The following is a 20,616-nucleotide window of genomic DNA, read 5'->3' as shown; positions in this document are numbered from 1 at the left end:
CAAAATTGAACATGATGTCTCGTCATCTGGAATTCGATATGGGGTTATTGGTACTTGATCTTCAGGGTTATGTCAACCTTTGATTTGATGTGATGCGCGTCAAGTAACCTCGCTATAGGTCGCTATTTATGGCAGAAATAGCGTTGCGATTCCGAGCGATGACGGTAGACTGCCCACCGAAATAATACACCTAATGTACGCTGAAATATTTCCGGCCAACGAATTGATAATGAGTCGCTTTTTATCGATGAACAATCTTTTACAGCAATACCATGTGGTACACCGGGTACAGCATCAGATCGCGCATTGCGCCGGGCATATCGCGTTGCGTGAATGGGCGCCAGGCGAAGAGAAACAGCTTACCTGGTCACAGGCGGGGCGGCGTATTCGGCGTATTGCCGCTGCTTTACTGGAATTAGGCGTGGATGTGCAGGAGCGCGTCGCCATTTTCTCGCACAACTCAATGAACTGGACGCTGGCGGATTTATCCCTGCTGCATCTGCGAGCCATCAGCGTGCCGATTTATGCCACCAATACCGCGTCGCAAGCCGCATTTATCATTAATGACGCCGATATTCGCACGCTCTTTGTTGGCGGACAGGTGCAGTTTGATGCGTTGCTGGCGTTACGTGATACGTGTCCGCAATTGCGCAACATCATCGTGCTGGATGATGACGTGGATTTGCGTAATTGCGACATTGCCGTTTCTCTGCGTGAATTTGAATCCCAGGCCGGGGAAGCCTTCTGGCATAACGAACTGCAAAACCGCATTGATAGCCGTGAACTCAGCGATCTGTTCACCCTGATTTATACCTCCGGCACTACGGGCGAACCCAAGGGCGTGATGCTGGATTACGCGAATATGGCGATGCAACTCCGGCTGCATGATCAACGTCTGAGTGTATCCGACGCCGACCGTTCGCTGTGTTTTCTGCCGCTATCCCATGTATTCGAGCGTGCGTGGAGTTTTTTTATCATGCATAGCGGCGCGCAGAATGTGTACCTCAGCGATACCAGTCAGGTTCGCGAGGCGATGCAGGCGGTTAAACCGACCCTGATGTGCGCGGTTCCCCGTTTCTACGAGAAAGTGTACAGCGCCGTCCATGAAAAAGTGGCGCAGGCGCCCTGGTATCGCCAGTACCTGTTCCGTTGGGCCATCGCCCAGGGAGACGCCGTTTGTCGGATGCACAATACGGGAAAACGTCCCGGCATATTCAACCGAATTATGCACCGTTATGCCGATCGTTTGGTTCTCAGTAAATTACGTCAGCTTTTGGGCGGACAGATCCGCTTCATGCCGGCGGCGGGCGCACGGTTGGATGACAACATCATCCAGTTTTTTCTCTCCCTGGGCGTGCGCATCATATACGGTTACGGCATGGCCGAAACCTGTGCGACGGTTTCCTGCTGGGAAGCGCACCATTTCCGTTTAGGATCGATCGGCACGCCCTTGCCGGAGATTGAGGTGCGGATTGGCGCGGATAACGAAATTCAGGTGCGTGGCGCCACGGTGATGCGCGGTTATTTTCATCGTCCGCAGGAAACGGCCGAGGTCTTTACCGGGGATGGTTGGCTCAAAACCGGCGATGCCGGCGAGTTGGATGCGGACGGTAATCTGTTCATCACGGAACGTCTGAAAGATCTGATGAAGACTTCAGGTGGAAAATATATCGCGCCGCAGCATCTGGAAGGCACGTTGGGACAGGACCGCTTTATTGATCAGATCGCGATTATCGCGGATACGCGCAAGTACGTCTCCGCCTTGATTGTGCCATGCTTTGAAGCGCTGGAAGAGTATGCCCGCTCCGTTAATCTGAAATACCATGATCGTCTGGAACTGCTGCGCCATAGCCATATCATCGAATTGTTCGAGCGGCGTCTGCGCGAAATGCAAAAAGAGTTATCCCGTGTCGAACAAGTGAAAAAGTTTACGTTGTTGCCCGCACCGTTTTCGATGGAAGAGGGAGAGCTTACGCCAACGTTAAAGTTGCGTCGTAAAGTCATCAACCAACGCTACCAGTTGGAAATTGATGCCATGTATCCTGAATCATGATGGTTGTCGTAGCGGGAAAAGCGGTTACTCAGAAAATAGCGGGACGCAAGATTTCGCGCTGTAATTCATGGCCTTTGTGGAAGATACGTTAAACACAGAGGCCGCTATTCAGTGTTTTATCTCAGATCTTGACCTCCCTGCGGCTGATCCCCGCTTAGAATCCTGGGGCGGGATGGTTTTTTGCCGTTTGCCTACGTCATAATCTCGCGTTATGTTGATTAGTTATATTTACAAACCCTGTTGTATTAAGAGGCAAAACCATGGATATGTTGTCAGGCGCCGAGATGGTGGTCCGATCGTTGATCGATCAGGGCGTGAAACATGTGTTCGGCTATCCCGGCGGTGCGGTGCTGGATATTTACGATGCCTTGCATACGGTCGGTGGTATTGAACATATTTTGGTTCGCCACGAACAAGGCGCTGTTCATATGGCTGATGGTTATGCACGCGCCACGGGCGAGGTCGGCGTGGTGCTGGTGACGTCCGGCCCCGGCGCGACCAATGCCATTACCGGTATTGCGACAGCCTATATGGATTCAATTCCTATGGTTGTGCTGTCTGGTCAGGTGGCGACATCGCTGATTGGTTACGATGCGTTTCAGGAGTGCGATATGGTGGGCATTTCCCGGCCTATCGTGAAGCACAGTTTTCTGGTCAAGCAGGCGGAAGATGTACCAACGATACTGAAAAAAGCATTTTATCTGGCATCCAGCGGCCGTCCTGGGCCGGTGGTGGTGGACTTACCGAAAGATGTGATGAACCCGGCCAACAAGTTGCCTTACGTTTATCCCGATTATGTCAGCATGCGTTCTTATAACCCGACGGTTCAGGGACATAAAGGACAGATTCGACGTGCGTTGCAAACGCTGCTGGCGGCGGAAAAACCGATCATTTACAGCGGCGGCGGGGTGATCAATTCCGGCTGTCATGAGGAACTGCTGGCGTTGGCCGAGAAGCTCAATCTGCCGGTGACCTGTTCGCTGATGGGTCTGGGCGGTTTCCCCGGTACGCATCGTCAATGCCTGGGCATGCTGGGGATGCACGGCACTTATGAAGCTAACATGGCGATGCATCATTCGAACGTTATTTTTGCCGTCGGCGTGCGCTTTGATGATCGCACGACCAATAATCTGGCGAAATATTGTCCTGATGCCACCGTACTGCACATTGATATCGATCCCGCCTCAATTTCCAAAACGGTCGATGCGGATATTCCGATCGTGGGCGATGCCAAACAGGTACTGAGCCTGATGCTGGAATTGCTGGCCCAGGACGAAACCCCGCAGCAGTTCGATGCGTTGTGCGACTGGTGGCGAAATATTGAGCAATGGCGCGCTCGCCATTGTCTGAAATACAGTACCGAAGGCGACAGCATCAAGCCGCAGGCGGTGATAGAAACGCTACACCGCCTGAGTGACGGTAAGGCGTATATCGCATCCGATGTGGGCCAGCATCAGATGTTCGCCGCGCTCTATTATCCTTTTGACCTGCCCCGCCGTTGGGTGAACTCCGGCGGCCTGGGAACTATGGGATTCGGTCTGCCTGCGGCGCTGGGCATCAAACTGGCGCTGCCGAAAGAAACCGTGATCTGTGTAACCGGCGACGGTAGCATCCAGATGAATATTCAGGAGTTGTCCACCGCATTGCAGTATGACTTGCCTATCGTGGTGGTTAACCTGAACAACCGTTTCCTGGGCATGGTGAAGCAATGGCAGGACATGATTTATTCTGGTCGTCACTCCAACTCCTATATGGAATCACTACCGGATTTCGTGAAGTTGGCCGAGGCTTACGGACATGTCGGTATTTCCATTAATACGCCGGATGAACTGGAAAGCAAATTGGCGCAGGCGCTGGCGCAGAAAGACCGGCTGGTGTTTGTCGATGTCCATATCGACAGCAGCGAGCATGTTTACCCTATGCAGATCCGCGGCGGCGCGATGGATGAAATGTGGCTTAGCAAAACGGAGAGGACCTGATGATGCGTCGGATTTTATCGGTATTACTTGAAAATGAATCAGGTGCATTGTCACGCGTCGTCGGTCTGTTCTCACAACGCGGCTACAATATTGAAAGCCTGACTGTGGCGCCTACTGACGATCCAACGCTATCTCGCATGACGATTCAGACCGTCGGTGATGAGAAAGTGTTGGAGCAGATCGAGAAGCAATTGCATAAGCTGGTGGACGTGCTGCGCGTGAGCGAATTGGTACAGGGATCTCACGTTGAGCGTGAAATCATGCTGGTCAAATTGCAGGCAACCGGATACGGACGTGAAGAAGTGAAACGTTGCGCCGACATTTTCCGCGGACAGATCGTTGATGTGACATCTTCGCTGTACACCGTCCAACTGGCCGGTACCAGCGATAAACTGGATGCCTTTTTGAACACCGTGCGTGAAGTGGCGGAAATTGTGGAAGTGGCGCGTTCCGGTATCGTTGGCGTTGCCCGCGGCGATAAAATCATGCGTTAACCCGCTTTTTCGCTGCTTTTTCCTTTAAGAGGCTCGATAATATCCTATCGAGCCTCTTCATTTTTTATGGCTGTATCCTATATGTGATAAAAGCGGTTGCCGTTCGGTAGCTTCTGCTGTTAGATCTACGCGATATCCATGATGAACTTATGGTCATCGCCATTTTATTTATCCGGCCTATTAAGGGGTTAACGTGAAACTGGATGAAATCGCTCGTCTTGCGGGTGTTTCACGCACTACTGCCAGCTATGTGATTAACGGAAAAGCCAAACAATATCGTGTCAGTGATAAGACCGTTGAAAAAGTCATGGCTGTCGTCAGGGAGCACAATTATCATCCCAATGCGGTTGCTGCCGGATTACGTGCTGGGCGCACGCGGTCGATAGGTCTGGTTATTCCCGATCTGGAGAATACCAGTTATACGCGCATCGCCAATTATCTGGAGCGTCAGGCGCGGCAACGTGGCTACCAACTGCTGATCGCCTGCTCTGAAGATCAACCTGATAATGAAATGCGTTGTATCGAGCATCTGCTGCAACGTCAGGTTGATGCCATCATCGTATCCACGGCGCTACCGCCTGAGCACACGTTCTATCAACGGTGGGCGAATGACAGCCTGCCGATTATCGCATTGGACAGGGCATTGGATCGTAAGCATTTCACCAGCGTGGTGGGCGCTGATCTGGAGGATGCCGAGATGCTGGCGCAAGAGCTCAGAAAAGTACCGGCGGAGTCCGTACTGTATCTGGGCGCGTTGCCGGAGCTTTCCGTGAGTTTTCTGCGTGAACAGGGATTTCGTCAGGCATGGGCGGATGATCCCCGCGAAGTCAGCTACCTTTACGCCAACAGTTATGAACGCGTCGCGGCGGCGGCTATGTTTACCGATTATCTTAAAGATCATCCTATGCCGAAGGCGCTGTTCACCACCGCTTTCCCGCTGTTGCAAGGGGTGATGGATGTGACGTTGAAACAAAGCGGGCGTTTACCAAATAATCTGGCTATCGCAACTTTTGGCGATAATGAACTGCTGGATTATCTGGAGTGTCCGGTATTGTCTGTCGCCCAGCGTCATCGAGAGGTGGCTGAGCGTGCATTGGAGTTGGTGCTGGCAAGTCTGGATGAACCAAAAAGACCGCAGCCGGGCCTGAATCGTATCCGGCGCAATCTGTATCGCCGCGGTTCACTCAGCCGACTCTGAATTCCGCTTTTAAACTGACGCCATACGTCCTGGTGTATGGCGCTGCTTCCTTCCTCTGTCCGTCAACCAGAGACCGCTACTCGGAAAAGCCGACGGCAATATTCCAGAAAATAGCCGTACAGGATGCCCATCACCATCGAAACCACAACATTACTGGTAACCGCCGTCAGTATTTGCGCGGAGTCAGCGCCTATTGCCAGAAGAATGGCGACATAGACTGGAGACTGGAAGCTGACATAGGCGAATAGATCGGCAAGATTGCGCACGATGAAATGATTGGCGCCACGGCGTTTAGCGAAACGCAATATGCGATCGCGATAAATGCCATAAGGCTAGGCAATGAGAATATTGACCGGGATGGATAGCAGCCTTGAAGAGAGCGACTGTTCCAAACTCATGCCGGACAACGCGATCTCGATCATCATACCGGTGACGAAGCAATACACCACTAAGGCAAAGGTATCTGCCGTTGCGCTACGCAATCTTGATGCGGGGGAAAACATACCAATTTACTCCAGAATGAAGCATAGGATAAAAGCCAATAAATGATGCTTATAAAAAGGTTTTATTTCTACTTTATAAGTTAAACATAGTCTACATCACTGCTTAATGAATTAATAAGTAGCTATAAATATTTATTTTTGACTCAATGGTCAGCTTTTCCGCTACTTTATATTCGATTTGCCGGTTTTTTACCTATTTAGCGCGTTTGTATGCTTAAAAATCTTTATTTTACAATGGATTGTTTTTATTGTGTCGGCGAGTGCGGCGGTAAGAATAATAATATTTAAGAAGCGGGGGACGGGCAGTAAAAAAAGATAATTAGCCTGCTCTCTTTATTGACGGCAGTAAGTAAAGGATGGCAGTCGTCCTATTTATTCTGTGCTGGCCAGAAATAAATTTTTCCTTTTTTGCTAACTGATTTCACGCGTTAAAAAATGTAAATTAAAGTCAATCAACTGATTAACAGAGAATCGGTGAAGCCAATGTCAGAAATGTGACCTTGAGCAAGCGCCAACAACCGCTGTATAATTATCCATATTAAGTGAAAGCCTTGTGATGCAAGGCTTTAGGCAGACTAAGACTATTCTGGAAACCCTTCTATTTGGTATCATCCTGTGACAGGAAAATTAATCGGGCAGTGTGAAATTAAGGCTATATCTATACGCGATATTATTCATTTAGTGAATTTCTCTTAAATTTTCATGACGTTAATCTTTAATAATCTTCTTCCGTTATTTTTTTTACCTTCATGACAGCCCAACATCATGCAGAAATAATTCCAAAGCACGCCCGCTCTGGCTTGACAAGGTTTTAATACCCTCCGTACACTCTTCAATGTGGGAATTTGTGGGATAAAGTGGTGAAAAAGGTTACGAAGGGGTAATTCACGCATGTTTCGTGGTGCTACGCTGGTTAACCTCGACAGCAAAGGGCGGCTTGCCGTACCAACCCGTTACCGGGAAACGCTGAACGAGGAATCACAAGGTCAAATGGTGTGCACCATTGATCTTCATCAGCCATGCCTGCTGCTTTATCCCCTGCCTGAATGGGAAATTATTGAACAGAAGCTTTCCCGTCTGTCGAGTATGAATCCAGCGGAACGACGAGTTCAGCGTTTGTTGCTGGGGCATGCCAGTGAGTGTCAGATGGATGGCGCCGGACGCTTGTTGTTGGCGAGCACGCTGCGGCAGCATGCAGGTCTTACAAAAGAAGTGATGCTGGTCGGGCAGTTCAACAAGTTTGAACTGTGGGATGAACAGACCTGGTATCGACAGGTCAGGGAAGATATCGACGCTGAACAATCGACTCAGGAACCGTTGTCTGAGCGATTGCAGGACTTATCACTATAGACATGCTGGAAAATTATAAACATACCACCGTTCTGCTGGATGAGGCTGTTAACGGTCTGAATATTCGCAGCAACGGAATTTATATCGACGGCACATTTGGCCGTGGTGGACACTCTCGCCTTATTCTTACCCAATTGGGGCCGGAAGGGCGTTTACTGGCTATTGATCGCGATCCTCAGGCGATTGAAGCCGCCAACGCGATAGCCGATCCCCGTTTTTCCATTATTCACGGTCCTTTCTCCGCCCTTGCGGATTACGTGGCGGAACGTGATCTGACCGGCCGCATTGATGGCGTTTTACTGGATCTTGGCGTTTCCTCGCCGCAGTTGGACGATCCTGAGCGCGGTTTTTCATTTATGCGCGATGGTCCGTTGGATATGCGTATGGATCTCACACGAGGATTGTCCGCAGCCGAATGGCTGATGAAAGCGGAAGCCGATGATATTGCCTGGGTATTGAAAACTTTTGGCGAAGAACGTTTCGCCAGGCGGATTGCTCGCGCCATCGTCGAGCGTAACCGTACCGAGCCGATGACACGGACGAAAGCGTTGGCTGAACTGATTGCCGCCGCCAGCCCGATACGTGAAAAACACAAACACCCTGCGACGCGTAGTTTTCAGGCCATCCGAATTTATATCAACAGCGAACTGGAAGAGATAGAACAGGCATTGAACGGGGCGTTGAGTGTATTGGCGCCGCAAGGTCGCTTGTCGGTGATCAGTTTCCATTCGCTGGAAGACCGAATTGTTAAACGTTTCATCCGTCATCAAAGCCGTGGTCCGCAAGTACCGGCAGGTATGCCGCTGACGGAAGAACAGTTGCGTAGTCAGGGCGGACAAACGTTAAAAGCCGTGGGGAAAATGATGCCTTCCGCTGACGAAGTCGCGGAAAACCCCCGTGCGCGTAGTTCCGTCCTGCGATTTGCCGAGAGATTACCAGCATGATAGGCAATGAGCGTCACGGGTTGGTCGGCGTTATCGGCGAAGATTTGCTGCGCCATGCCAAGTTGCCCTTGTTGCTGATGATTGCGGTGTTGGTGTCGGCGGTGTTCGTCGTGACAACGGCGCACAAGACGCGGCTGTTGACGGCGGAGCGCGAACAGTTGCTGTTGGAGCGTGACGCGCTGGACATTGAGTGGCGTAACCTGATTCTGGAAGAGAACTCGTTAGGGGATCATAGCCGCGTAGAGCGGATCGCGACGGAAAAACTGCAAATGGTGCATGTCGATCCGTCACAGGAAAATATTGTGGTTAAGCAATGAATTAATAGGCAGCCAATACAGTATGAAAGCAGCCCGTAGCGGAAGATTAAAGCGCCAGGAAGATCAAGCCAGCTTTGTTAGCTGGCGTTTCGCGTTGCTTTGCAGCTGTATTCTGCTGGCCATGGTTGCTCTGATGGTGCGTGCGGCTTATCTCCAGGTGATTAACCCTGATCAACTGGTTCGCGAAGGCGACATGCGTTCCCTGCGGGTGCAGGAAGTGCCAACCGCGCGCGGCATGATTAGCGATCGCGCCGGACGTCCCTTAGCGGTGAGCGTGCCGGTCAATGCGGTCTGGGCCGATCCGAAAGCATTAAATGAACGCGGCGGCATCACGCTGGATACGCGCTGGAAAGCACTTTCCGATGCGCTGGAAATCCCTCTCGACCAGATGGCCGCCAAGATTAACGCCAATCCCAATGGGCGTTTTGTCTACCTTGCCCGTCAGGTTAACCCCGCCATCGGCGAATATATCCACAAACTCAAATTACCTGGCATTAATCTTCGTCAGGAATCACGCCGCTACTATCCCTCAGGTCAGGTGACCTCCCAACTGATTGGTTTCACCAATATTGACGGACAAGGTATTGAAGGGGTTGAGAAAAGCTTCGATCGCTGGCTCACCGGGCAACCGGGTGAAAGAACGGTGCGCAAGGATCGATTTGGGCGGGTGATCGAGGATATCTCCTCAATAGACAGCCAGGCCGCCCACAATCTGGCGCTGAGCATTGATGAGCGCCTGCAAGCGCTGGTCTACCGTGAACTGAATAATGCCGTCGCATTTAACAAAGCCGAATCCGGCTCTGCGGTACTGGTTGATGTGAATACCGGCGAAGTGCTGGCAATGGCGAACAGCCCGTCTTATAACCCGAATAATCTGGCGGGTACGCCGAAAGACATTATGCGCAACCGGGCCATTACCGATATTTTTGAACCGGGTTCCACTGTTAAACCGATGGTGGTGATGACCGCGCTACAGCGTGGCGTCATAAAAGAAAACAGCGTTCTTAATACCTTGCCCTATTACGTTAATGGACATGAAATCAAGGATGTCGCGCGCTATAACGAATTGACGCTCACCGGCGTATTGCAGAAATCGAGTAACGTCGGGGTTTCAAAGCTGGCGTTGGCGATGCCTTCCTCTGCGTTAGTTGATACTTACTCGCGTTTTGGATTAGGAAAAACGACCAACTTGGGGTTGGTCGGAGAAAGCAGTGGCATATATCCGCAAAAACAACGGTGGTCTGACATAGAGAGGGCCACCTTTTCTTTTGGCTACGGGCTGATGGTAACGCCGTTACAGTTAGCGCGAGTCTACGCCACCATCGGCAGTTTTGGCGTTTACCGCCCGCTGTCGATTACCAAAGTTGATCCACCGGTTCCCGGCGAGCGTGTTTTCCCTGAAGCGCTGGTGAGAACCGTGGTTCATATGATGGAAAGCGTTGCGCTGCCAGGCGGCGGCGGCACCAAAGCGGCTATCAAAGGCTATCGGATCGCCATAAAAACCGGTACGGCAAAAAAGGTCGGGCCGGATGGTAAATATATCAACAAGTACATTGCCTACACCGCCGGCGTTGCGCCTGCCAGTAATCCAAGATTTGCTCTGGTCGTGGTCATCAACGATCCGCAGGCAGGAAAATATTACGGCGGCGCGGTTTCGGCCCCGGTATTCGGCGCCATCATGGGAGGGGTTTTACGCACAATGAACGTAGAACCTGATGCATTACCCTCCGATGACAAGAATGAGTTTGTAATTAATAGAAAAGAGGGGTCAGGTGACAGATCGTAATTTGCGCGATTTATTAGCGCCGTGGGTGCAAGACACGCCGGCGTGTGCGCTGCGGGAAATGACATTAGACAGTCGCGCTGCGGCTGCCGGGGATCTGTTTGTCGCCGTTGTCGGCCATAAGACGGACGGAAGGCGCTATATTCCGCAGGCAATTGCGCAAGGCGTGGCGGCAATCGTCGCCGAGGCTGAAGGCGAGGCTGGCGATGGCGCTGTGCGTGAAATGCACGGTGTGCCGGTGGTTTATCTGAGCAATTTGAATCAGCGTCTTTCGGCGCTGGCCGGACGTTTCTACCAACAACCGGCGGAGCGAGTGCAATTAATCGGCGTGACCGGAACGAATGGCAAAACCACCACCACGCAGTTGCTGGCGCAATGGAGCCAGGCGCTGGGTGATACCAGTTCAGTGATGGGAACGGTGGGCAATGGTTTGCTGGGGCGCGTTGTGCCTGCGGAAAATACCACCGGTTCCGCGGTGGATGTCCAGCAGATGCTGAGTCAACTGGCCGATCAAGGCGCCACCGTCACGGCGATGGAAGTCTCTTCTCACGGGCTGGTGCAACATCGGGTCGCCGCATTACCGTTTGCGGCGGTCATCTTCACCAATCTGAGTCGTGATCACCTGGATTATCATGGTGATATGGAAAGTTATGAGGCGGCTAAATGGTCGCTGTTTGCCGATCATCGTGTCGGGCAGATGATTATCAATGCGGATGATGAAACAGGACGTCGCTGGCTGGCAAAGTTACCCGATGCGGTCGCCGTTACCCTGGAAAACAATCTGGTGCCTGGCTGTCGTGGCCGCTGGCTGAAAGCGACAGCGATTGATTATCACGACAATGGCGCCGCCATCCGTTTCGATTCCAGTTGGGGACAAGGCGAGATTCAGAGCAAATTGATGGGCGCATTCAATGTCAGCAACATGCTGCTGGCGTTGGCGACGCTGCTGTCGCTGGGCTATCCGCTAAGCCAGTTGATTACCGCCGGGGCGCAATTGCAACCGGTGTGCGGTCGGATGGAAGTATTCCATGCCGAAGGTAAACCGACGGTGGTCGTGGACTATGCCCATACCCCGGATGCGCTGGAGAAAGCGCTTGAAGCCGCACGTTTACATTGCCAGGGACAGTTATGGTGCGTGTTTAGTTGCGGTGGCGATCGCGATAAAGGTAAGCGCCCTTTGATGGGCGGCATCGCGGAACAGTTGGCCGATCGGGTCGTCATCACAGATGACAATCCGCGTAGCGAGGAGCCGCAGGCTATTGTGGCGGACATTATGACAGGGTTACTGGATGCGGGCCGCGTTCAGGTTATCCACGGTCGCGCCGAGGCGGTGACCAGCGCCGTTATGCAAGCGCAGGAACATGATGTTGTGCTGGTGGCGGGTAAAGGACATGAGGATTACCAACTGGTTGGCGATCGTCGGCTGGATTACTCGGATCGGATTACCGTCGCTCGTTTATTGGGGGTAATCGTATGATTCGCGTTTCCCTGCGACAACTTGCCTCCGTGCTGAGCGCGCAACTTATTGGCGACAGCATTGATATCGACGAGGTATCGACGGATACCCGTAAATTATCCGCAGGATGCCTGTTTATCGCGTTAAAAGGCGAGAAATTTGACGCGCACGATTATGCATTAGATGCAGTAAAAAGCGGCGCTGCGGCTCTGTTGGTCAGTAAGCGCTTACCAGTGGAGGCGCCACAGTTGCTGGTGCCGGATACGCGTCTGGCGTTAGGCAAGCTCGGCGCGTGGGTAAGAGAGCAATCAACGGCGCGCGTCGTGGCGTTGACCGGTTCTTCCGGTAAAACGTCAGTCAAGGAAATGACGGCGGCCATTTTGCGTCAATGTGGCGATGTGCTTTACACCGCCGGCAACTTTAATAACGATATCGGCGTGCCGTTAACGTTATTGCGCCTGACGCCGGTACATCAGTTCGCCGTGATTGAACTGGGCGCTAACCATATTGGCGAGATCGCCTACAACACCGATTTGGTGCGTCCCGAAACGGCATTGGTTAATAACCTCGCGGCGGCGCATTTGGCAGGATTTGGTTCTCTGGCTGGCGTGGCGCAGGCAAAAGGGGAGATTTTTGCCGGGCTGCCGGCTGACGGCGTGGCGATTATCAATGCCGACAGTCATGACTTTCCCCATTGGCAGACGATGTTGAACCACAAAACGGTATGGCGCTTTTCACCACACGCGGCCGACGATATCGACTTTTTCGCCAGCGACGAGCAATCCTCGGCGCAAGGCACCCGTTTTAATCTGCATACGCCGTTCGGGCAAACGGATGTTAACTTGCCGTTGCCAGGACGTCACAATGTGGCGAATGCATTGGCTGCCAGCGCGCTGGCGATGTCGGTCGGCGCACCGCTGGCGGCGGTAAAAAACGGTCTGGCGCAACTTAAGGCTGTTCCCGGTCGGTTGTTCCCTATTGTGCTGGCAGACGGCAAGTTAGTGCTGGATGACAGTTACAACGCCAATGTGGGATCGATGACCGCCGCCGCGCAGGTGTTGGCCGATATGCCGGGATACCGCGTGATGGTGGTGGGCGATATGGGCGAGTTGGGCGATGATGCCGCCGAATGTCATCGTCAGGTTGGAGAAGCCGCACGGGTGGCTGGCATAGATAAAGTATTAAGTGTGGGAACGTTGAGTGAACTGATTAGCCGCGCCAACGGCGGCGGCGAACATTTTAAGGATAAATCCGCGCTGATTTCTCGTCTTAACGGACTGATATCTGAACATAAAATTATCAGCGTACTGGTCAAAGGCTCCCGTAGTACAGCGATGGAGCAGGTGGTATACGCATTACAGGAGCATGCAACATGTTAGTGTGGCTGGCCGAGCATCTGGCCAAACTTTATTCGGGCTTTAACGTCTTTTCCTATTTGACGTTCCGCGCTATTGTCAGCCTGCTGACCGCATTGGTTATTTCCCTATGGATGGGACCGCATTTGATTGCCTGGTTACAACATTTGCAAATTGGTCAGGTTGTCCGTAACGAGGGGCCTGAATCGCATTTCAGCAAGCGCGGTACGCCGACTATGGGTGGGGTGATGATCCTGGCCTCGATCATTATTTCGGTGCTGATGTGGGTCAACCTCTCCAATCCCTATGTCTGGTGTGTGTTGTTTGTTCTGGCGGGATATGGCGTGGTCGGTTTCGTTGATGATTATCGCAAAGTAGTGCGTAAAGACACCAAGGGGTTGATTGCGCGCTGGAAGTATTTCTGGCAATCCGTTATCGCGCTGCTGGTTGCCTTTGTCATGTACGCGATTGGGAAAGATACGCCGGCTACCCAACTGGTGGTGCCGTTCTTTAAAGATGTCATGCCTCAGTTGGGGCTGCTTTATATCGCGCTGGCCTATTTTGTGATTGTCGGCACCAGCAATGCGGTAAACCTGACTGATGGGCTGGATGGCCTGGCGATTATGCCCACTGTGTTTGTCGCCGCCGGGTTTGCGTTGGTTGCTTGGGCAACCGGGAACATGAACTTCGCCGGTTATCTGCATATTCCTTATATCCGCCACGCCAGTGAACTGGTGGTGGTTTGTACCGCGATGGTTGGCGCAGGACTGGGGTTCCTGTGGTTCAACACTTATCCGGCGCAGGTGTTCATGGGCGATGTCGGCTCTCTGGCGCTGGGCGGCGCATTAGGCACCATCGCTGTGCTGCTGCGTCAGGAGTTCTTACTGGTCATCATGGGCGGCGTGTTCGTGGTTGAGACGCTGTCGGTCATTTTGCAGGTCGGGTCCTTTAAGCTGCGTGGTCAGCGGATTTTCCGCATGGCGCCGATTCATCATCATTATGAACTTAAAGGTTGGCCGGAACCGCGAGTGATTGTGCGTTTCTGGATTATTTCGTTGATGCTGGTGCTGATTGGCCTGGCAACGCTGAAGGTACGGTAAAAAATGGCGGACTATCAGGGTAAAAAAGTGGTCATTATCGGGTTGGGTCTGACCGGGCTCTCCTGTGTTGATTTCTTTCTCGCGCGCGGCGTTACGCCACGCGTGGTGGATACCCGTATCAGTCCGCCTGGACTGGAGAAGCTGCCGCCGACGGTGGAGCGTCATCTGGGCGATCTTAACGATGACTGGTTGATGGATGCTGACCTGATTGTGGCTAGTCCGGGAATTGCGCTGGCTACGCCAATTTTGTGCGAGGCGGCGGAAGCGGGCATTGAGATTGTGGGCGATATTGAACTGTTCTGCCGCGAGGCTCAGGCCCCGGTTGTGGCGATTACCGGTTCTAATGGTAAAAGCACGGTGACGACGCTGGTCGGTGAAATGGCGCGGGCCGCCGGATGGCAGGTTGGCGTGGGCGGTAATATCGGCTTACCGGCCCTGCAATTATTGCAGCAGGAACACCAGATCTATGTGCTTGAACTATCGAGCTTTCAGTTGGAAACCACCAGCAGCCTGCACGCCGCCGCCGCGACGATCCTGAATGTCACCGAAGACCATACCAACCGCTACCCGCTTGGTTTACAGCAGTACCGTGCCGCTAAGTTACGTATTTATGAACATGCCAAAGTCTGTGTGGTGAATGCGGATGATGCGTTGACCATGCCGATCTGCGGCGCGGATACCCGTTGTGTCAGCTTCGGCGTTGACGTCGGTGATTATCACCTGAACCGCCAGCAGGGGGAAACCTGGCTGCGGATTAATGGTGAGCGGGTACTGAACACCCGCGAGCTCAAACTGGTGGGACAGCATAATTATACCAATGTGTTGGCGGCGCTGGCATTGGCTGATGCGGTCGGTATTCCACGCGCGTCAGCGCTGACGGCGTTGACGACATTTACAGGCTTGCCTCACCGTTTTCAACAGGTATGGGAACGCAATGACATCCGCTGGATCAATGACTCCAAAGCCACCAATGTAGGCAGCACGGAAGCGGCGCTCAGCGGTTTGCAGGTCGAGGGTACATTGCACTTATTGTTGGGCGGCGACGGAAAATCCGCGGATTTCTCGCCTCTGCTGCGTTATTTCCAGGGCGATGCTATCCGTTTGTACTGTTTTGGCCGCGACGGTGCGCAGTTGGCGGCTTTACGCCCTGACATCGCGGAGCGGACGGAAACGATGGAACAGGCCATGAAATTGATCGCGGCGCGTGTGAAACCGGGCGACCTTGTCTTGCTGTCGCCGTCCTGCGCCAGTCTCGACCAATTTCGCAGTTTTGAACATCGGGGCGAGGAATTTTCCCGGTTAGCGGAGGAATTAGGCTGATGCGATTTTTCCGGCTGGCATTTATCGAACGTCTGAAAAGCTGGGTCATGGGAACGCGTGAAAGCGATTCGCTGAGCATCGTTCTGTATGACCGCAAGCTGGTGTGGCTGACGTTTGGGCTGGCGGTAACGGGGTTTGTGATGGTGACTTCCGCATCAATGCCAGTTGGGCAACGTCTTGTCAGCGATCCATTCCTATTCGCCAAGCGCGATGCCTTGTATCTGGGGCTGGCGTTTGCCCTGGCGTTAGTGACGCTTCGCGTGCCGATGGAAATCTGGCAGCGTTACAGCCCGGTGTTATTGCTGGCGTCCATGGTGATGTTGTTAGTGGTGCTGGTGGTAGGGAGTTCGGTTAACGGGGCTTCGCGCTGGATTTCTCTGGGGCCGCTGCGTATTCAGCCTGCGGAATTATCGAAACTGTCGCTGTTTTGTTATCTCTCCAGCTACATGGTGCGCAAAGTGGAAGAAGTGCGTAACAACTTCTGGGGTTTTTGCAAACCGATGGGCGTCATGGTGGTGTTGGCGGTGTTGCTGCTGGCTCAACCTGATCTGGGAACGGTGGTGGTACTGTTTATTACCACCTTGGCGATGTTGTTTCTGGCTGGCGCGAAATTGTGGCAGTTCCTGGCGATTATCGGCTGCGGCATGTTCGCGGTTGGCTTGTTGATTGTCGCAGAGCCTTATCGTATGCGACGCGTCACATCCTTCTGGAATCCCTGGGAAGATCCGTTCGGCAGCGGCTATCAGTTGACGCAGTCCCTGATGGCGTTTGGTCGTGGGGAGTTGTGGGGACAAGGATTGGGTAATTCCGTACAGAAACTGGAATATCTGCCGGAAGCGCATACCGACTTTATTTTCTCTATTTTAGGCGAAGAACTCGGCTATATCGGTGTGGTTTTGGCGCTGTTAATGATATTCTTCGTCGCTTTTCGTGCGATGTCCATCGGACGGCGCGCGCTGGAGATTAACCAGCGCTTTTCGGGTTTTCTGGCCTGCGCCATTGGTATCTGGTTTAGTTTCCAGACGTTGGTGAATGTGGGCGCGGCTTCCGGCATGTTGCCGACGAAAGGGCTGACATTGCCCTTGATCAGTTATGGTGGTTCCAGTCTGCTGATTATGTCGACGGCTATCGTTTTACTGTTACGTATTGATTTTGAAACGCGACTGACCAAAGCACAGGCGTTTACGAGGAGTGCCCGATGAGCGGCGAAGGCAAGCGTTTGATGGTGATGGCGGGCGGAACCGGGGGGCATGTTTTCCCTGGGCTGGCTGTGGCGCATCATCTGATGGCGCAAGGCTGGCAGGTACGCTGGCTAGGGACGGCGGATCGGATGGAAGCGGATTTGGTTCCGCAGCACGGTATTGAAATTGATTTTATCCGTATTTCCGGGCTGCGCGGCAAAGGGCTTGGCGCCCAGTTAAGCGCGCCGTTGCGCATCTTCCGCGCTGTTCGTCAGGCTCAGGCGATTATGCGCGAGTATAAGCCTGATGTGGTGCTGGGCATGGGCGGCTATGTTTCCGGTCCTGGCGGTTTGGCGGCCTGGTTGTGCGGTATCCCAGTGGTGCTGCATGAACAGAATGGTATTGCCGGGCTGACCAACCGGTGGTTGTCGCGTATCGCCAAAAAAGTATTGCAGGCGTTTCCCGGCGCGTTTCCCGGCGCTGAGGTGGTGGGAAATCCGGTGAGAGCCGATGTACTGGCATTACCGGCGCCTGAACGCCGTCTGGCTGACCGCGCCGGCCCTGTCCGCGTACTGGTGGTCGGGGGAAGTCAGGGTGCGCGGGTGCTCAACCAGACGCTGCCCGGCGTGGCCGCCCGATTGGGCGACAGCATTACGATTTGGCATCAGGTCGGTAAAGGCGCGCAGTCACAGGTTGAGCAGGTTTATCAACAAGCAGGCCAAACGCAGCACAAGATCACCGAGTTTATTGATGACATGGCTGCGGCCTATGCCTGGGCGGATGTCGTGGTGTGCCGCGCAGGTGCGCTGACGGTCAGTGAAATTGCCGCCGCCGGATTACCGGCGTTGTTTGTGCCGTTTCAGCACAAGGACAGGCAACAGTATTGGAATGCGCTGCCGCTTGAAAAAGTGGGCGCGGCAAAAATTATCGAACAATCGCAGTTCAGTGTTGATGCCGTGAGTGAAACGCTGTCGGGTTGGAACCGCGCGACATTGATGAAAATGGCGCAGCAGGCGCGGGCGGCAGCGATTCCAGATGCCACCGAGCGGGTGGCGGTGGAAGTGAGCGCCGCTGCGGAGAGTCGAACCACTCGCGTCGTTCATGGATAGCGATTCATGAATAGTGGTTCATTTATACAGTTTTGCCGGACGATAGCGCGTCCGGGGATGAAACAAGGTAGCGATAGAAAAAAGTGAATACTCAACAACTGGCGAAACTACGTTCAATCGTGCCTGAGATGCATCGCGTCCGGCACATACACTTTGTCGGCATCGGTGGTGCCGGCATGGGTGGTATCGCCGAAGTGTTGGCTAATGAGGGTTATGAGATCAGCGGTTCCGATCTGGCGCCTAATGCGGTAACGCAACAGTTGGCTGAACTGGGCGCGCAGATTTATTTCCACCATCGCGCCGAGAATGTTCTGAATGCCAGTGTGGTGGTGGTATCCACGGCGATCGCCGCGGATAACCCGGAGATCGTCGCTGCGCATGAAGCGCGTATCCCGGTGATTCGTCGCGCTGAGATGCTGGCTGAGTTAATGCGTTTTCGTCACGGCATTGCGATTGCGGGAACGCATGGCAAGACCACGACGACGGCGATGGTAACCAGTATTTATGCCGAAGCGGGACTGGATCCCACGTTTGTGAACGGTGGTCTGGTTAAGGCGGCGGGCGCGCATGCGCGTCTAGGGTCGAGTCGCTATCTGATCGCCGAGGCAGACGAAAGTGATGCGTCTTTCCTGCATTTGCAACCGATGGTCGCGATAGTCACCAATATCGAAGCCGACCATATGGATACTTATCAGGGCGATTTTGAGAACCTGAAACAGACGTTCATTAACTTTTTACATAATTTGCCGTTTTACGGCCAGGCGGTGATGTGCATTGACGATCCGGTGGTGCGGGAGTTGTTGCCGCGCGTTGGGCGTCATATCACGACTTACGGGTTCAGCGATGATGCCGATGTGCGGGTCGCCAGCTATCAACAGATGGGGGAGCAGGGACATTTCACGCTGGAACGTCTGGATAAGCCGGTGCTGCATGTGACATTGAACGCGCCAGGCCGCCACAACGCTTTGAATGCGGCGGCGGCTGTGGCGGTGGCGACGGACGAAGGGATCGATGACGAATCTATCCTGCGCGCGCTGGAGCGTTTTCAGGGGACAGGCCGTCGTTTTGATTTTCTGGGTGAATACCCGCTCGAAACGGTCAACGGACAACGCGGCAACGCCATGCTGGTGGACGATTACGGCCATCACCCGACGGAAGTCGATGCGACGATTAAAGCGGCGCGAGCGGGTTGGCCGGACAGACGTCTGGTGATGGTTTTCCAGCCGCATCGCTATACGCGTACCCGCGATCTGTATGACGATTTCGCGCACGTATTATCGCAGGTGGATGTCCTGTTGATGCTGGAAGTTTATCCTGCGGGCGAATCGCCGATCCCAGGGGCGGATAGCCGCTCACTGTGCCGCACCATTCGTGGCCGGGGTAAGATAGATCCTATTTTGGTGACGGATGTGGATACCTTGCCTGAACTGCTGTCACAGGCCCTGCGCGGTGGTGATCTGATTTTGGTTCAAGGCGCCGGTAATATTGGTAAATTGGCCCGCAAGTTGGCTGATGCCAGATTACAGCCGCAGATAAGTGAACGAGGAACATCATGACGGAGAAAGTTGCAGTATTGCTTGGTGGAACCTCTGCTGAACGCGAAGTGTCGTTACTTTCAGGTCAGGCGGTGCTGGATGGTCTGAAAGCGGCGGGAATTAACGCCCACGCCGTCGATACGCGTGAGTTTCCCGTCACGCAGCTAAAAGATGAAGGGTTCACCAAAGTCTTTATCGCTTTGCACGGTCGCGGTGGTGAAGACGGTACATTGCAGGGCGTTCTGGGGTTTTTGCAATTGCCTTATACCGGCAGCGGTGTAATGGCGTCGGCGCTGACGATGGATAAATTACGCACCAAACTGGTGTGGTCGGCGTCGGGCTTACCGGTTTCTCCGTATGTTGCGTTGAACCGCCGGCAATTTGCGGCGCTGAGTCAAGAAGAACTGCTGGCGACGCTGGCGCATCTGGGATTGCCGCTGATTGTGAAGCCAAGCCGCGAAGGTTCCAGCGTTGGCATGAGCAAAGTGAATCAGGCCGACGAATTGCGTGCGGCGATGGAAGAAGCGTTCCGCCATGATGACGAGGTATTGGTGGAGAAATGGCTGAGCGGCCCGGAATACACCGTCGCCATCCTTGGCGATGAAGTCTTGCCTTCTATCCGTATTCAGGCGGCGGGCACGTTTTACGATTACGAGGCGAAGTATCTGTCGGATGATACCCAGTACTTCTGCCCAAGCGGTTTGTCAGTCGAGAAAGAGCAGGAACTGGCCGCGTTGTCGATGGCGGCATACCGCGCTCTTGATTGCCGGGGCTGGGGACGCGTTGACCTGATGATGGACAGTGATGGCGCATTTTATCTGCTGGAGGTGAACACCTCGCCGGGGATGACAAGCCACAGTCTGGTGCCGATGGCGGCACGTCAACGCGGCCTGAGCTTCTCGCAACTGGTGGCAAAGGTATTGGAGTTGGCCGGCTGAT

General features: G+C 53.5%; 16 protein-coding genes and 1 pseudogene. 16 read left to right on the top strand and 1 reads right to left on the bottom strand.

The genetic code is table 11. The features are described from left to right. Positions 1 to 247 precede the first annotated feature (247 nt). The 4 genes from DES54_RS02210 to cra all read left to right on the top strand — a co-directional run bounded on the left by DES54_RS02210 (position 248) and on the right by cra (position 5,724). Positions 248 to 2,053 (top strand): AMP-dependent synthetase/ligase, encoded by a 1,806-nt coding sequence (locus tag DES54_RS02210; protein WP_113865014.1) that lies wholly within the window; start codon positions 248 to 250, stop codon positions 2,051 to 2,053. A 260-nt stretch (positions 2,054 to 2,313) separates the two neighbouring features. Then, positions 2,314 to 4,032 carry an acetolactate synthase 3 large subunit gene (ilvI, locus tag DES54_RS02205; protein ID WP_113864987.1) on the top strand — a complete coding sequence of 573 codons (1,719 nt, stop codon included), beginning with the start codon at positions 2,314 to 2,316 and terminating at the stop codon, positions 4,030 to 4,032. Then, on the top strand, positions 4,032 to 4,526 hold the full coding sequence (ilvN, locus tag DES54_RS02200) for an acetolactate synthase small subunit (protein ID WP_113864986.1): 495 nt from the start codon (positions 4,032 to 4,034) through the stop codon (positions 4,524 to 4,526). The genes ilvI and ilvN overlap by 1 nt, the downstream gene beginning before the upstream one ends. Positions 4,527 to 4,719: 193 nt before the next feature. Further along, complete coding sequence (gene cra / locus DES54_RS02195; RefSeq protein WP_113864985.1) at positions 4,720 to 5,724, top strand: catabolite repressor/activator; 1,005 nt, start codon at positions 4,720 to 4,722, stop codon at positions 5,722 to 5,724. 62 nt (positions 5,725 to 5,786) lie between these two features. Here cra and DES54_RS02190 read toward each other — a convergent pair. Beyond that, positions 5,787 to 6,227, bottom strand: a pseudogene (locus tag DES54_RS02190) (L-alanine exporter AlaE). Positions 6,228 to 7,118: 891 nt separating this feature from the next. Between DES54_RS02190 and mraZ the strand changes: the two are divergent. The 12 genes from mraZ (at position 7,119) to DES54_RS02130 (ending at position 20,615) form a co-directional block, all read left to right on the top strand. Further along, positions 7,119 to 7,577 (top strand): division/cell wall cluster transcriptional repressor MraZ, encoded by a 459-nt coding sequence (gene mraZ / locus DES54_RS02185; RefSeq protein WP_113864984.1) that lies wholly within the window; start codon positions 7,119 to 7,121, stop codon positions 7,575 to 7,577. A 2-nt stretch (positions 7,578 to 7,579) separates the two neighbouring features. After that, positions 7,580 to 8,521, top strand: a complete 942-nt coding sequence (gene rsmH / locus DES54_RS02180) for a 16S rRNA (cytosine(1402)-N(4))-methyltransferase RsmH (protein WP_113864983.1) — start codon at positions 7,580 to 7,582, stop codon at positions 8,519 to 8,521. Then, complete coding sequence (ftsL, locus tag DES54_RS02175) at positions 8,518 to 8,838, top strand: cell division protein FtsL (protein WP_113864982.1); 321 nt, start codon at positions 8,518 to 8,520, stop codon at positions 8,836 to 8,838. The genes rsmH and ftsL overlap by 4 nt, the downstream gene beginning before the upstream one ends. Before the next feature lie 22 nt (positions 8,839 to 8,860). Beyond that, positions 8,861 to 10,624, top strand: a complete 1,764-nt coding sequence (locus tag DES54_RS02170) for a peptidoglycan glycosyltransferase FtsI (RefSeq protein WP_113864981.1) — start codon at positions 8,861 to 8,863, stop codon at positions 10,622 to 10,624. Beyond that, positions 10,611 to 12,098 (top strand): UDP-N-acetylmuramoyl-L-alanyl-D-glutamate--2,6-diaminopimelate ligase, encoded by a 1,488-nt coding sequence (gene murE, locus DES54_RS02165; protein WP_113864980.1) that lies wholly within the window; start codon positions 10,611 to 10,613, stop codon positions 12,096 to 12,098. Before DES54_RS02170 ends, murE begins: the two co-directional genes overlap by 14 nt. Further along, positions 12,095 to 13,456 (top strand): UDP-N-acetylmuramoyl-tripeptide--D-alanyl-D-alanine ligase, encoded by a 1,362-nt coding sequence (murF, locus tag DES54_RS02160; RefSeq protein WP_113864979.1) that lies wholly within the window; start codon positions 12,095 to 12,097, stop codon positions 13,454 to 13,456. Before murE ends, murF begins: the two co-directional genes overlap by 4 nt. After that, positions 13,450 to 14,532, top strand: coding sequence for a phospho-N-acetylmuramoyl-pentapeptide-transferase (mraY, locus tag DES54_RS02155; protein WP_113864978.1), 1,083 nt, complete (start codon positions 13,450 to 13,452; stop codon positions 14,530 to 14,532). Before murF ends, mraY begins: the two co-directional genes overlap by 7 nt. A 3-nt stretch (positions 14,533 to 14,535) precedes the next feature. Continuing rightward, the gene (gene murD / locus DES54_RS02150; protein WP_113864977.1) at positions 14,536 to 15,852 is read left to right on the top strand and encodes a UDP-N-acetylmuramoyl-L-alanine--D-glutamate ligase; all 1,317 of its coding nucleotides are present in this window, start codon (positions 14,536 to 14,538) and stop codon (positions 15,850 to 15,852) included. Next, on the top strand, positions 15,852 to 17,054 hold the full coding sequence (gene ftsW, locus DES54_RS02145; RefSeq protein ID WP_113864976.1) for a cell division protein FtsW: 1,203 nt from the start codon (positions 15,852 to 15,854) through the stop codon (positions 17,052 to 17,054). Before murD ends, ftsW begins: the two co-directional genes overlap by 1 nt. Beyond that, entirely contained in the window at positions 17,051 to 18,142 is a 1,092-nt protein-coding gene (murG, locus tag DES54_RS02140) for an undecaprenyldiphospho-muramoylpentapeptide beta-N-acetylglucosaminyltransferase (protein ID WP_113864975.1), read from the top strand. Before ftsW ends, murG begins: the two co-directional genes overlap by 4 nt. Before the next feature lie 83 nt (positions 18,143 to 18,225). Beyond that, the gene (gene murC / locus DES54_RS02135) at positions 18,226 to 19,698 is read left to right on the top strand and encodes a UDP-N-acetylmuramate--L-alanine ligase (protein WP_113864974.1); all 1,473 of its coding nucleotides are present in this window, start codon (positions 18,226 to 18,228) and stop codon (positions 19,696 to 19,698) included. Further along, positions 19,695 to 20,615: a D-alanine--D-alanine ligase gene (locus DES54_RS02130; protein ID WP_113864973.1), complete on the top strand. Its 921-nt coding sequence runs from the start codon at positions 19,695 to 19,697 to the stop codon at positions 20,613 to 20,615. The genes murC and DES54_RS02130 overlap by 4 nt, the downstream gene beginning before the upstream one ends. The last annotated feature ends 1 nt before the right edge of the window (position 20,616 follow it).

Source organism: Brenneria salicis ATCC 15712 = DSM 30166, assembly GCF_003315515.1.
Lineage (GTDB): Bacteria > Pseudomonadota > Gammaproteobacteria > Enterobacterales > Enterobacteriaceae > Brenneria > Brenneria salicis.
Note: the sequence above shows the minus strand (reverse complement) of the source record. Positions and strands in the feature narration are given on the sequence as shown.

What these genes read in the sequence shown, in the direction of transcription:
- DES54_RS02210 (WP_113865014.1), top strand. Translation starts at nt 248, where the DNA reads ATGAACAATCTTTTACAGCAATACCATGTGGTACACCGGGTACAGCAT.
- ilvI (WP_113864987.1), top strand. Translation starts at nt 2,314, where the DNA reads ATGGATATGTTGTCAGGCGCCGAGATGGTGGTCCGATCGTTGATCGAT.
- ilvN (WP_113864986.1), top strand. Translation starts at nt 4,032, where the DNA reads ATGATGCGTCGGATTTTATCGGTATTACTTGAAAATGAATCAGGTGCA.
- mraZ (WP_113864984.1), top strand. Translation starts at nt 7,119, where the DNA reads ATGTTTCGTGGTGCTACGCTGGTTAACCTCGACAGCAAAGGGCGGCTT.
- rsmH (WP_113864983.1), top strand. Translation starts at nt 7,580, where the DNA reads ATGCTGGAAAATTATAAACATACCACCGTTCTGCTGGATGAGGCTGTT.
- ftsL (WP_113864982.1), top strand. Translation starts at nt 8,518, where the DNA reads ATGATAGGCAATGAGCGTCACGGGTTGGTCGGCGTTATCGGCGAAGAT.
- DES54_RS02170 (WP_113864981.1), top strand. Translation starts at nt 8,861, where the DNA reads ATGAAAGCAGCCCGTAGCGGAAGATTAAAGCGCCAGGAAGATCAAGCC.
- murF (WP_113864979.1), top strand. Translation starts at nt 12,095, where the DNA reads ATGATTCGCGTTTCCCTGCGACAACTTGCCTCCGTGCTGAGCGCGCAA.
- mraY (WP_113864978.1), top strand. Translation starts at nt 13,450, where the DNA reads ATGTTAGTGTGGCTGGCCGAGCATCTGGCCAAACTTTATTCGGGCTTT.
- murD (WP_113864977.1), top strand. Translation starts at nt 14,536, where the DNA reads ATGGCGGACTATCAGGGTAAAAAAGTGGTCATTATCGGGTTGGGTCTG.
- ftsW (WP_113864976.1), top strand. Translation starts at nt 15,852, where the DNA reads ATGCGATTTTTCCGGCTGGCATTTATCGAACGTCTGAAAAGCTGGGTC.
- murG (WP_113864975.1), top strand. Translation starts at nt 17,051, where the DNA reads ATGAGCGGCGAAGGCAAGCGTTTGATGGTGATGGCGGGCGGAACCGGG.
- DES54_RS02130 (WP_113864973.1), top strand. Translation starts at nt 19,695, where the DNA reads ATGACGGAGAAAGTTGCAGTATTGCTTGGTGGAACCTCTGCTGAACGC.